Here is a 13,048-nt window from a genome sequence, read left to right as displayed (position 1 = left end):
CTGGCGAGGCCTGCTGCTCCGACCAGCCGCTGGCGAGATGCCGGCGCGCCTTAGGCTGACCCGGTGTTCGTCCGCCACCTGAGCCTGATCGACTTCCGCAGCTACCCGGCTGCCGAGGTCCCCCTCGGGCCGGGCGTGACGACCCTGGTCGGCCTCAACGGCCAGGGCAAGACGAATATCGCTGAGGCACTTGGCTATCTGGCGACGCTCTCCTCCCACCGGGTCTCCACCGACCAACCGCTGGTGCGCTTCGGCGCAAGCCAAGCCATCGTGCGCGGCGCGGTGGTCCGCGACGGCCGCGAGACGCTGGTCGAGCTGGAGATCAACCCCGGCAAGGCCAACCGGGCGCGTCTGAACCGCTCGCCGGTCCCGCGGCCGCGCGAGGTGCTCGGTCAGGTCCGATCGGTGCTGTTCGCGCCCGAGGACCTCGCGCTCGTCAAGGGCGACCCGGCCGCGCGCCGCCGGTTTCTCGACGAGCTGCTCGTGCAACGGCAGCCGCGCTGGGCGGCGGTGCGCGCCGACTACGACCGGATCGTCAAGCAGCGCAGCGCCCTGCTCAAACAGTCCGCGCCGATGCTGCGCCGCGGCGGCCGAGGCCGGAGGCCGGCCGAGGGAGCCAGCGCGGAGGAGGCACGCGAGAGCGTGCTGCATACCCTCCACGTCTGGGACGGCCACCTCGCGGGGCTCGGCGCCCAACTGCTATATGCCCGCCTGCGGCTGCTGCGCGATCTGCGCACGCACCTCGACCACGCCTATCGCGAGGTCAGCGGCGGGGCCGGGGAGGCGCTAGCGACCTACCGGGCCTCGCTGACCCAAGGGTTGAACGCCCGCATCGCCGCCGGCGAGGTGCCCGAGATCGACGAATTGTCCGCAGGCATCGTCGCCGCCCTCGCCGAGGTGCAGGCCAACGAGTTCGAGCGCGGACAGTGCCTCGTCGGCCCGCACCGCGACGACCTCGTCCTGGCGCTCGGGGAGATGCCGGCCAAGGGGTATGCCAGCCACGGCGAGTCCTGGTCGTTCGCGCTGGGGCTCAAGCTCGCGGCATACCAACTGCTGCGCACCGACCTGGGCACCGATCCGGTGCTCATCCTCGACGACGTTTTCGCCGAACTCGACAGCGGCCGGCGTGAGCGGCTGGCGGCGCTCATCGGGGACTGCGAACAGGTGCTGATCACGGCGGCGGTGGCGGACGACATACCAAAATCCCTTGCGGGACAATGGTTCTCGGTGACGAAGGGTGAGATCACGGCATACCCGGTAGCTCCCGATGAGTGACGAGAACCTGGCCCCGTCGGACCCCGACGCCCCCGCCGAAGCACTGGCGCGAGCGCGTGCCCTCGCCCGCGCCAAGGGGCTGCGCCCCGGCAGTATGCCGAAACGCGCCCCCCGCGGCGCACCGGAGAGTGGGCGCACCGACCGTGACCCGGCGCTGCTCGGCGACGTCGTCGACCGGCTGGTGAGCGATCGCGGGTGGGAGCGGGAGGTCGAGGTCGGCGCCGTCGTCGGCCGGTGGGAACAGATCGTCGGTGCGGAGATCGCGGCGCACGCGAGCGCGGAGAGTTTCGCCGACGGCGTGCTCGTCGTGCGGGCCTCTTCGACGTCGTGGGCCACCCAGTTGCGGCTGCTCTCGTCCAGCCTGCTGGCGCGGATCGCCGCCGAGGCCGGGCCGGACACGGTGACGGAGTTGCAGATCATCGGCCCGACGGCGCCGCGGTGGAGCCACGGGCGGCGCGGGATCACCGGCGGCCGGGGGCCGCGGGACACCTACGGCTGACCCGTCGGCGCGCGGTTGTCGGACCGCTCCGACAGGATGGGGGCATGACAGGGGATCACTTGCCGACCGCATACTGCTGCTCGATCGTGCCGCCGCACATCCTCGAGCGGCTGGCCCACTCCGCCGACGCCGAGATCGCCGACGCCGCTCGGCAGGCCCTGCGCGATGTCGCCGAGGGCATGCTCCACAGGAGGGCCCACGCCGCGCCCGAGAGCCGGCCGGGCAGCAAACCCCGCTTGGCACCGGGGACTCTCGAGAGTGGGCCGCAACGGCTGATCTGTGATGCCCAGGGCGGGACGACCCTCCCAGGCACCCAGGTGCGCGGCGAGGGGGAACCGGACACCGGTGATGTCGCGGTGGCCGAGGCCTATGACGGGCTGGGCGACACGTGGCAGTTGTTCGCCGACGCGTTCGAGCGCAACTCCCTCGACGGGCGCGGGCTGCCGCTGCGCGCGACGGTGCACTACGGCGAGAACTACGACAACGCCTTCTGGGACGGCACCCAGATGGTCTTCGGCGACGGTGACGGCAAGATCTTCGGCCGGTTCACCGCAAGTCTCGACGTCATCGGGCACGAGCTCGCACACGGGGTCACCGAGCACACCGCCGGGCTGATGTACCAAGGCCAGCCGGGCGCGCTCAACGAGTCGATGTCCGATGTCTTCGGGTCCATGGTCAAGCAACGTCGGCTGGGGCAGGATGCCGCCGACGCCGACTGGTTGATCGGCGCCGAATTGCTCATCGGCGAACTCGCGGGGCAGGCGTTGCGCTCGATGAAGGCCCCGGGCACCGCCTACGACAGCCCGCTCCTGGGCAAGGACCCGCAGCCGGGTCACATGGACGACTATGTCGAGACCGACGACGACCACGGCGGGGTGCACATCAACTCCGGCATCCCCAACCGCGCCTTCTACCTGCTGGCCACCGCCTTGGGCGGCGCGTCGTGGGAGGCCCCGGGCCGGATCTGGTATGCCGTGCTCACCGGCCCCGGCATCAGCGCCGATTGCGATTTCGTCACCTTCGCCGGGCTGACGGTGGACGAGGCGATCGGGCAGTATGGCGTGCAGTCGCCCGAGGTCGCGGCCGTCAAGTCCGCGTGGGCGCAGGTGGGTGTGCTCGGCGGCGCCGAGTCCGACGGTGAGGGGCCGGTGCCGGTCGTCGACCTGCCCGCGGATCCGGGCGAGCCGGTTCCCGCGCCCGTGCCCGACGATTCCGGCGAGCCGAGCCCGGAGTGGCCGGGCGTGCCGGAGGAGGGGGGAGTCGGCCATCACGAGCGCGGCCCGGACGACATGGAGCACGAAGGAGAGGTGCCCGCGGGGGCGGTCGTAGAGGTGACGCGCAGTGGCGGTGTCGCCGGGTTGACCGCGCGCCGCTCGGTCGCTCTCGACGAGCTGCCGGCCCCGCAACAGCAGCAGTGGCGCAGCGTCCTGGGCAATCGCACCCTGCAGACTCTCGACGCGCAGGCCGCGGCGAGCGCGGCCCGGCAGCACCCGGACACCTATTGCTATGGCGTCAGCTGCCCGACACCCCCGACCGAGGTGTCGATCCGCGAACAGGACCTCCCGGACGACCTCAAGGCCTTGCTCGAGGAGACCCTCCGTGAGGCATGAGCCGTCCTGACACCCGATTGCGGCCGGCTGCAGCACCTCGGCTTCCGCTGCGCCCGGCCCCCCTGACCACCCTGGCCGGCATCTCGATGGGGTCGAGTCGACATCTCGACGGGGGTGCGGGGCGTAAACGCGGGTGAGGGGGCGGCATACCGCTCGGTAGAGTTGGCGGGTCGCGCACCGCGCGGCGAGAACCGGCCGTCTCGGCACCCGAGCCCGGCGCCACCGCATACCAGGAGAGAAAACGTGTCTGCCCAGATCACCGTCAATATCGCCGGAAGCGAGCGATCGGTGCCGGAGCAGACCACCGCCGCCGACCTGTTCGGCGACGACCGGGCCGTCCTGGTCGCCCGCGTCAACGGCGAGCTGCGCGACCTCGCGCACGTCCTCGCCGACGGCGACAACGTCGAACCGGTCACGGCGGCCGAGCAGGACGGCCTCGACGTGCTGCGCCACTCCACGGCCCACGTGCTCGCCCAGGCCGTTCAGGAGGTCAACCCGCAGGCCAAGCTTGGCATCGGCCCACCGATCCGCGACGGCTTCTATTACGACTTCGACGTCGAGACGCCGTTCAATCCCGAGGATCTCAAGGCCCTCGAGAAGGTCATGCAGCGGATCATCAACGAGGGCCAGACCTTCCACCGCCGCGAGATCTCCGACGCCGACGCGCTCGCCGAGCTGGCCGACGAGCCCTACAAGTGCGAGTTGATCGGCCTCAAGGGCGGGGCCGCGGACGACGCCGCCGAGGGGGCGGGCGTCGAGGTCGGCGGGGCGCAGCTGACGATCTACGACAACCTCAAGAAGGACGGGACCCGCGCCTGGGGCGACCTGTGCCGCGGGCCGCACGTGCCCTCGACGAGGGTCATCGGCAACGCGTTCAAGCTGATGCGCAGCGCCGCCGCCTACTGGCGCGGCAGCGAGAAGAATCCGTCACTGCAGCGGGTCTACGGGACGGCCTGGCCGAGCAAGGACGCCCTGAAGGCCTACCTGGACCGGCTCGCCGAGGCCGAGCGGCGCGACCACCGCAAGCTCGGCGCCGAGCTCGACCTCTTCTCCTTCCCCGACGAACTCGGCTCCGGCCTGCCGGTCTTCCACCCCAAGGGCGGCATCATCAAGCGGGAGATGGAGGACTACGTCCGCCGCCGGCATATCGAAGAGGGCTTCGAATATGTCGGCACGCCGCATATCTCCAAGGACGGGCTCTTCCACACCAGCGGGCACCTGCCCTATTACGCGGACACGATGTTCCCGCCGATGGAGTTTGAGGGCAGCAACTACCGCCTCAAGGCGATGAACTGCCCGATGCACAACCTGATCTACAAGTCGCGGGGTCGCTCCTACCGCGAGCTGCCGTTGCGGCTCTTCGAGTTCGGGCATGTCTACCGCTACGAGAAGTCCGGGGTCATCCACGGCCTGACGCGGCTGCGCGGCTTCGCCCAGGACGACAGCCACTCCTATGTCACCAAGGAGCAGGCCGCCGCGGAGATCAAGCACCTGCTCGGTTTCTGCCTGGGTCTCTTCCGCGACTTCGGGCTGGACGACTTCTATCTGGAGCTGTCGACGCGCGATGACTCCAAGAAGGACAAGTTCATCGGTTCCGAGGAGCAGTGGGCCGAGGCGACGGCCACCCTCGAGCAGGTGTGCGTGGAGTCCGGGCTCGAGCTCGTGCCCGACCCGGGTGGCGCAGCCTATTACGGGCCGAAGGTCTCGATCCAGGCCCGCGACGCTATCGGCCGGACCTGGCAGATGAGCACGATCCAGTACGACTTCAACCAGCCCGAGCGCTTCGGCCTGGAGTATCAGGCGGCCGACGGCACGCGGCAGCAGCCGGTGATGATCCACTCGGCGAAGTTCGGCTCGATCGAGCGCTTCCTCGGGGTGCTGGTGGAGCACTATGCCGGGGCCTTCCCGGTGTGGCTCTCCCCGGTCCAGGTGGTCGGCATACCGGTCGCGGAGGACTTCAACGACTACCTGTGGGATGTCCTGAAGCAGATGAAGGAGCAGGGGATCCGCGTCGAACTCGACGAATCCGATGACCGCTTCCCCAAGAAGATCCGCAATGCCGCCAAGGCCAAGGTGCCGTTCGTGCTCATCGCCGGCGCCGAGGACCAGGCCAAGAATGCGGTCTCCTTCCGCTATCGCGACGGCTCCCAGGAGAACGGCGTCCCGATCGCGGACGCGATCGCCAAGGTGCTCGCCGCGATCGAGTCCAAGGCCCAGGTGTAGCCGAGCCGCGGTCCACCCTTTCGGGTAGTTTACGGGTCAACCAGCCCCTTTCCGCAGGTCACGGGGGGTGCGCGTGCCAGGTTTGGCGGCGTGCCTGGGCCAGGGGGGTCCGGGCCACACGACGAAAGGACGACCCACCATGTTCCGCAAACTGGGGTATGCCGCCCTCGCCGCCGGTTCCGTCGCCGGTCTCGCCACCGCCGCTCCGGCGCAGGCAACCACGTCGGCGCCGGCAGGCAACTACTGCGTCGGCGACATCAAAGGCGGGCTCATCGGCTGCTACGACACCGAGCGGGAAGCCGACCGGGTGATGGCCAACAAGCGCTGGATCCCGCTGGTCATCTTCTTCGACAACACCGGCTACAGCGGCAAGCGACTGACCCTCGGCCACGCGCGTCCCTGCACCGCGACCTTGTCGGACGTGAACTATGCCCTGCCCGATCTGCGCGTCTACCGCTGGAACAACCGCGCCGGTTCGTTCGTCACCCGCAACCGTTGTGACCTGAAGGGCTACGACGGCTTCAACTACAACGGTGACCGCTTCCGCCGCTGGGTCGACCACGACATCCGCCTGACCCGCTGGAACAACGACATCAGTTCCTTCAAGCTCAGCTGACGCCGGACGGCCCGACCCCCGTCGGGCCAATAACCGAGTCGAGAGTGCCCGACGCGCCGTAATGGACGAACCATGACGGCGCGTCGTGCGCTTTCGACGTCCGCCCGCGGAGGGTGACCGGCGGGCGGACCCGGGAAGGCGGCATACGGGCCAGAACGGGGGGTGCCGCGTAATCCCTCACGGACCTGGGGGAGTGCGACGCGCTAGCAGGCCCGCACGGGCCGGGAATGCGGTGATTGTCGGTGCGAGCGGGTAGAATTTGGGGGTAGATCCCGCCGACGTGACGCACGGTCGGCACCTGCGCATTCTCTCCCGAAGGAGCACCGTGGCCGACACGTCCGATGTCACGCCTGCGCCCGCGCCCAGCGAGCAGCCGGAGTATGACGCCAGCGCCATCACCGTCCTCGAAGGACTCGAGGCGGTGCGCAAGCGCCCCGGCATGTACATCGGCTCCACCGGCGAGCGCGGCCTGCACCACCTGGTGTGGGAGATCGTCGACAACGCGGTGGACGAGGCGCTCGCGGGGTATGCCGACACGATCCTCGTCACGCTGATGGCCGACGGGTCGGTGCGGGTCAAGGACAACGGCCGCGGCATCCCCACCGACATCCACCCGACCGAGGGCGTCAGCGCCGTTGAGCTGGTTCTCACCCAGCTGCACGCCGGCGGCAAGTTCGGCGGCGGCGGCTACAAGGTCTCCGGCGGTCTGCACGGCGTCGGCTCCTCCGTCGTCAACGCCCTCTCCTCCCGCCTCGATGTGTGTGTTCGCCAGAAGGGCCACGCCTTCCGGATGACCTTCGACCACGGCGTGCCCACCGGGCCGCTGCGGCAGGAGGAGGAGACCGACGCCACCGGCACCACGATCACCTTCTGGCCCAACGCCGGCATCTTCGAGACCGTCGAGTTCGACTACGAGACGATCCGGGCCCGCTTCCAGCAGATGGCCTTCCTCAACAAGGGCCTGACGATCACGCTCATCGACGAGCGCATCCCCGAGGTCGACGACGACGATGTCGACCTGGACAACCTCGAGGAGGATGTCGAGGTCGTCGTCGACGCCGAGGCCGAAGAAGCCGGCGAGGACAAGGTCACCAAGGCCAAGACGGTGACCTACCGGTATGACGGGGGCCTGGTCGACTACGTCTCGCACCTGGTCGGGTCCAAGAAGTCCGAGCCGGTGCACCCCGAGATCATCAGCATCGAGGTGGAGGACGCAGCGCGCAGCCTCAGCCTGGAGCTGGCGATGCAGTGGACCACGGCATACAGCGAGTCGGTGCACACCTATGCCAACACGATCAACACCCACGAGGGCGGCACGCACGAGGAGGGTTTCCGGGCGGCGCTGACCAAGCTCATCAACGACTTCGCCCGCAAGCAGAACCTCCTCAAGGAGAAGGACGACAACCTCACCGGCGACGACGTCCGCGAGGGCCTGACCGCCGTCATCTCCGTCAAGCTCGCCGAGCCGCAGTTCGAGGGGCAGACCAAGACCAAGCTCGGCAACTCCGAGGTCAAGGGTTTCGTCCAGCGGGCCATGACCGACGAGTTCGGCGCCTGGCTCGAGCGCAACCCCAACAACGGCAAGGAGATCGTCCGCAAGGCGATCCAGGCGTCCGTGGCCCGGCTGGCCGCCCGCAAGGCCCGCGAGGCCACCCGCAAACGCGTCCTCGAATCCGGCGGCCTGCCCGGCAAGCTGCGGGACTGCCAGGCCAAGGACCCGGCCGTCTCCGAGGTCTTCATCGTCGAGGGTGACTCCGCCGGCGGCTCGGCGGTGCGCGCGCGCGAATCCTTCAACCAGGCCATCCTGCCGATCCGCGGCAAGATCCTCAACGTCGAGAAGGCCCGCATCGACAAGATCCTCGCCAACCAGGAGGTGCAGGCGCTGATCTCAGCGTTCGGCACCGGCATCGGCGAGGACTTCGACATCGACAAGGCCCGCTATCACAAGATCATCCTGATGGCCGACGCCGATGTCGACGGTATGCACATCCGCACCCTGCTGCTGACGCTGCTCTTCCGCTTCATGCAGCCGCTCATCGAGCATGGCTTCGTCTACCTCGCGCAGCCGCCGCTCTATCGGATCCGGTGGACCAACTCGGCTCACGAGTTCGCCTTCACCGACCGCGAGCGCGACGGCCTCGTCGCCGGGGGCCAGTCCGCCGGCAAGCGGCTGCCCAAGGAGAACCCGATCCAGCGCTACAAGGGTCTGGGCGAGATGGACTGGCAGGAACTGCGCGAGACGACCATGGACCCCGCCGAGCGGACGCTCCTGCAGGTCACCCTCGACAACGCCGCCGCGGCCGACGAGATCTTCTCGATCCTGATGGGCGAAGACGTGGAGTCGCGTCGCTCGTTCATCCAGCGCAACGCGCGCGATGTGCGGTTCCTGGATATCTGACGGTATGCCGCGTTGTCACCTCCGCGCTCCGAGGTTTAGCGATCCCGCTTTCCTTTCGCTTCTTCGTTCGCATGCTTCATTCAAGGATCACTCATGACTGAACTTCCTCCCGAGGGCGCCGACGCGGTCGAGCCGATCGACCTGAACGTCGAGATGCAGCGCAGCTACATCGAGTACGCGATGTCGGTCATCGTCGCGCGGGCGCTGCCGGATGTGCGCGATGGGCTCAAGCCGGTGCACCGGCGGATCATCTACGCGATGTGGGACGGCGGCTACCGGCCGGACCGTGGGTTCAACAAGTGTTCGCGCGTGGTCGGCGAGGTGATGGGCAAGTACCACCCGCACGGTGACACGGCGATCTACGACACCCTCGTGCGGCTCGTGCAGGACTGGGCGATGCGCTACCCGCTCGTCCAGGGGCAGGGCAACTTCGGCAGCCCGGGCAACGACGGGGCGGCCGCGCCGCGATACACCGAGTGCCGAATGGCGCCGCTGTCGGTCGAACTCGTGCGCGACATCGACGAGGACACCGTCGACTTCGGGCCCAACTACGACGGCAAGGAATCCGAGCCGACGGTGCTGCCGGCCCGCTTCCCCAACCTGCTCGTCAACGGCTCGGCCGGCATTGCCGTGGGTATGGCGACCCAGATCCCGCCGCACAACCTGCGCGAGGTCGCGGAGGCGGCCCAGTGGATGCTCGCCAACCCGGACGCGCCCCGCGAGGAGCAGCTGACCGAAGTCATGGCGCGCATCTCCGGGCCGGACTTCCCGACGGGTGCGTTGATCCTGGGGCGCAAGGGAATCGAGGACGCCTACCGCACCGGACGCGGCCTGATCTCGATGCGCGCGATCGTCAACGTCGAGGAGATCCAGGGGCGCACCTGCCTGGTGGTGACCCAGCTGCCCTACCAGGTCAATCCGGACGCCCTTGCGCAGAAGATCGCCGAGCAGGTCAAGGAGGGCCGGCTGCAGGGCATCGCCGACCTCAGCGACGAGACCTCCGGCAAGAACGGCCAGCGGCTGGTCATCGTGCTCAAACGCGACGCGGTGGCCAAGGTCGTCCTCAACAACCTCTACAAGCACACCGCGCTGCAGACCACCTTCGGCGCCAACATGCTCGCCCTGGTCGACGGGGTGCCGCGCACGCTGCCGGTCGACGCCTTCATCCGCCACTGGGTCGACCACCAGATCGACGTCATCCAGCGCCGCACGACATACCGCCTGCGCAAGGCCGAACGCGACATCCACCTGCTGCGCGGACTGCTCAAGGCCCTCGACCAGCTGGACGCGGTCATCGCGTTGATCCGGGCCTCGCGCACGGTCGAGGAAGCCCGGGCCGGGTTGATGGAACTGCTCGACATCGACGAGGACCAGGCGCGGGCGATCCTCGACCTGCCGCTGCGGCGCCTGGCCGCCCTGGAGCGGCAGAAGATCGTCGAGGAGCACGACGAGTTGCAGGCGCGCATCGAGGACTACGAGGACATCCTCGCCAAGCCGGCGCGGCAGCGGACGATCATCAGCGAGGAACTGGCCGAGATCGTCAAGAAGTACGGCGACGAGCGGCGCACCGAGATCGTGCCGTTCGACGGCGACATGAACATGGAGGACCTCATCCCCGAGGAGGATGTGGTCGTCACCATCACCCGCGGCGGGTATGCCAAGCGGACCCGGGTCACCGAGTATCGCTCGCAGCGACGGGGCGGCAAGGGAGTGCGCGGTGCCCAGTTGCGCGGGGAGGACGTCGTCGAGCACTTCTTCACGACGACCAGCCACCATTGGCTGCTGTTCTTCACCAACCTCGGCCGGGTCTACCGGGCCAAGGCGTATGAGTTGCCCGACGCCGGCCGCGACGCCAAGGGCCAGCACGTCGCCAACCTGCTGGCGTTCCAGCCGGACGAGAAGATCGCTGCCGTGCTCGCGATCCGCGACTATGCGACGGCCCCCTACCTCGTGTTGGCGACCCGCAACGGCCTGGTCAAGAAGACCCGGCTCGCGGAGTTCGACTCCCCGCGCAGCGGCGGCGTGATCGCCATCAACCTGCGCGAGGGCGACGAGCTCGTCGGGGCCTCGCTCGTGTCGAATGTCGACGACCTGCTGCTGGTCTCCCGCAAGGGGCAGTCGGCGCGCTTCAACGCCAATGACACCCAGTTGCGTCCGATGGGCCGGGCCACCTCGGGTGTCACGGGTATGAAGTTCCGCGCCGAGGACTCGCTGCTGTCGCTGAGCGTCATCCCGGCCGGCACCGACCCGGACGTCTTCGTGGTCTTCGAGTCGGGTCTGGCCAAGCGGTCGAAGAGCTCGGAGTGGACGGCCAAGGGCCGCGGCATCCTCGGGGTGGCCGTGGCGAAGCTGTCCGAGCGCGGCGGCGACCTCGTCGGCGCGCTCACCGTGGACGAGACCGACGAGGTGCTCGTGGTCATGGAGCGGGGCAATATCGTTCGCTCCCGCGTCGCCGAGGTGCGCCTGACCGGCCGCAACACCATGGGCGTCTCCTTCGCCACCCCGCGCAAGGGCGACGCCATCGTCGCGGTGGCACGCAACTCCGAGACCGCAGCCGAGGACGAGGAGGAGCTCGACGGGGGCGAACCCGACCCCACGACGAGCGGCGGTCCCGGCGCGGGGGCGAGCGGTCCGCATACCCAAATCGGTGGCGACGAGGCGGACGCAGCCGAGGCGGAGGCGAGCGAGGAGGTACCGTCTGACGTGGACGACTTGGCCGAGTCGGACGAGGACGAGACCGGAGGTCGAGAGTGAGTACGAGCGTCACCCCGGCGCCGAGGACGGGCAAGACCGTCGCCGCTGCCAAGACCCCCGCCGTCGCACCCCGGCCCGCCGGGCGCCGCGTCCGGCTGACCGTCTCGCGCGTCGACCCGTGGTCGGCGATGAAGGTCTCCTTCCTCGTCGCGATCGGCCTGGGCATCGCCACCGTCGTCATGATCGCCGTGCTGTGGATGCTGCTGTCGGGGATGGGCGTCTTCGACCAGATCAACAGCATGATCGAGAAGATCATCGGGGACGCCGAGACGAAGTTCGACATCATGGACTTCGTCGGGTTCGGGCGCGTGGTGTCGTTGTCGGTGGTGCTCGGTGTCATCAACGTGCTGCTGATCACCGCGCTCGCCACGCTCGGCGCGTTCCTCTACAACGTGTGCGCCTCGCTCGTCGGTGGCCTGCAGCTGACGCTGACCGACGACTGATCTCGTTTTGGTGGCGCGTGCACGCGTGAGGTAACCTCGTGCGTCGCGTCTGGTTGTCGGACGCTGCCTGGCTGGGGCCTATAGCTCAGACGGTTAGAGCGCTTCCCTGATAAGGAAGAGGTCACAGGTTCAAGTCCTGTTAGGCCCACCCACACCAGCCGATCGATAGGGGAATCCTCCATGAAGAAGCTGCTCCTGGTTGTCGCCACCGCTGTCGGCGCAAGCATCCTGAAGAAGAACATGGAGCGCTCCCGCTCCGAGAAGGACCTGTGGGCCGAGGCGACCACCCCGTCCACCACGGCTTCGGCCGAGTCCGGCAAGGGCGCCTGGGCCTCCGCCACGGACACCCCCGGCGACAACTGAAACTCCCGCCGCGCGCACGGCTCTGCGCGCACCGGGGCCATGGCGCAATTGGTAGCGCACCTGCTTTGCAAGCAGGGGCTCTCACAACTTCATATCCCCACTTAGGGGACTTAGCTCAGCTGGTAGAGCGCCGCCTTTGCAAGGCGGATGTCAGGGGTTCGAATCCCCTAGTCTCCACAAAACCGCAGCCCAGAGGCCGTTTCCCGCCAGGGATGCGGCCTCTGGTCTTCCAGAGGAGTGATCCTGGAGCCTTCGCGTCGGTAGACATGCGGTAGTACTACCGTAGTTATTCGTGATGGGTATGGTGCGTCCTGTGCGCCGTGCCGAACCGCGGAATCACGCGGGGACCAGCGCACCGGTCCCACCAGGTGCGCCGTGTGCGCCCCAAGTCTCAGTCCGGCTCATCCTGACCCTTCCGGCGGGCTCCCGCGCGGAGCCACGTCCATGGGCGAGTATGGAGCGGATCAGGTTGACCACTAGATGATTGATTCCAAGGTGACTGGTGTGGCGTATGGGACTCGGGGGGTGAGGGTGCCCAGACTCGGTGTTGCGAAGCAACTCGAGCTCTGGAGGCTCTCGTGGACACCGATCTGGACACCCTCGCCACCGCACTGTATGTGACCCTTGACGATCTGCTGAAGAGACACCCCGAACTGGCGCCATGGCGACCCGCGGTCGGGATGAAACCGCAGGTCAGCGACGCCGAGTTGGTGACGATGGCGGTGCTGTCAGCGGTCCTGGGATTCGATGACGAAGCCCGCTGGGTGCGGCACGTGCGCGCCAACCTGCGCCACCTCTTCCCCTACGTACCGCACCAACCCGGGTACAACAAGCGGGTCCGCCGGCTCGGCCCGACGATGCTGGCGG

9 protein-coding genes, 2 tRNA genes and 1 pseudogene are annotated in these 13,048 nt (G+C 68.5%); all 12 read left to right on the top strand.

Going from position 1 to position 13,048, the window contains the following annotated elements:
• Positions 1-63: 63 nt before the first annotated feature.
• Entirely contained in the window at positions 64-1,275 is a 1,212-nt protein-coding gene (gene recF, locus BN11_RS06840) for a DNA replication/repair protein RecF (RefSeq protein ID WP_048696107.1), read from the top strand.
• A complete protein-coding gene (locus BN11_RS06835) occupies positions 1,268-1,774 on the top strand; it encodes a DUF721 domain-containing protein (protein ID WP_048696105.1) in 507 nt (168 codons plus the stop codon). The genes recF and BN11_RS06835 overlap by 8 nt, the downstream gene beginning before the upstream one ends.
• 44 nt (positions 1,775-1,818) lie before the next feature.
• On the top strand, positions 1,819-3,384 hold the full coding sequence (locus tag BN11_RS06830) for a protealysin inhibitor emfourin (protein ID WP_048696103.1): 1,566 nt from the start codon (positions 1,819-1,821) through the stop codon (positions 3,382-3,384).
• 243 nt (positions 3,385-3,627) lie between these two features.
• Positions 3,628-5,607, top strand: coding sequence for a threonine--tRNA ligase (gene thrS, locus BN11_RS06825; protein ID WP_048696102.1), 1,980 nt, complete (start codon positions 3,628-3,630; stop codon positions 5,605-5,607).
• 139 nt (positions 5,608-5,746) lie between these two features.
• Positions 5,747-6,223 carry a hypothetical protein gene (locus BN11_RS06820; RefSeq protein WP_048696100.1) on the top strand — a complete coding sequence of 159 codons (477 nt, stop codon included), beginning with the start codon at positions 5,747-5,749 and terminating at the stop codon, positions 6,221-6,223.
• A gap of 325 nt (positions 6,224-6,548) precedes the next feature.
• Positions 6,549-8,621: a DNA topoisomerase (ATP-hydrolyzing) subunit B gene (gene gyrB, locus BN11_RS06815; protein ID WP_048696098.1), complete on the top strand. Its 2,073-nt coding sequence runs from the start codon at positions 6,549-6,551 to the stop codon at positions 8,619-8,621.
• Between the two features lie 93 nt (positions 8,622-8,714).
• Positions 8,715-11,375, top strand: coding sequence for a DNA gyrase subunit A (gene gyrA, locus BN11_RS06810; protein ID WP_048696096.1), 2,661 nt, complete (start codon positions 8,715-8,717; stop codon positions 11,373-11,375).
• Positions 11,372-11,818, top strand: a complete 447-nt coding sequence (locus BN11_RS06805; protein ID WP_083433590.1) for a DUF3566 domain-containing protein — start codon at positions 11,372-11,374, stop codon at positions 11,816-11,818. Before gyrA ends, BN11_RS06805 begins: the two co-directional genes overlap by 4 nt.
• A gap of 74 nt (positions 11,819-11,892) precedes the next feature.
• Positions 11,893-11,966, top strand: a tRNA-Ile gene (locus BN11_RS06800).
• Positions 11,967-11,998: 32 nt separating this feature from the next.
• The gene (locus BN11_RS06795; protein ID WP_048696093.1) at positions 11,999-12,181 is read left to right on the top strand and encodes a DLW-39 family protein; all 183 of its coding nucleotides are present in this window, start codon (positions 11,999-12,001) and stop codon (positions 12,179-12,181) included.
• Between the two features lie 104 nt (positions 12,182-12,285).
• Positions 12,286-12,358 (top strand) — tRNA-Ala (locus tag BN11_RS06785).
• Between the two features lie 401 nt (positions 12,359-12,759).
• Positions 12,760-13,048 (top strand): annotated as a pseudogene (locus BN11_RS23510) (IS982 family transposase); the annotation flags it as partial.

The organism is Nostocoides australiense Ben110 (genome assembly GCF_001050535.1).
In the GTDB taxonomy this organism is placed as follows: domain Bacteria; phylum Actinomycetota; class Actinomycetes; order Actinomycetales; family Dermatophilaceae; genus Nostocoides_A; species Nostocoides_A australiense.
The sequence above is the reverse complement of the archived record's forward strand: the minus strand, read 5'-3'. Positions and strand labels throughout refer to the sequence as shown.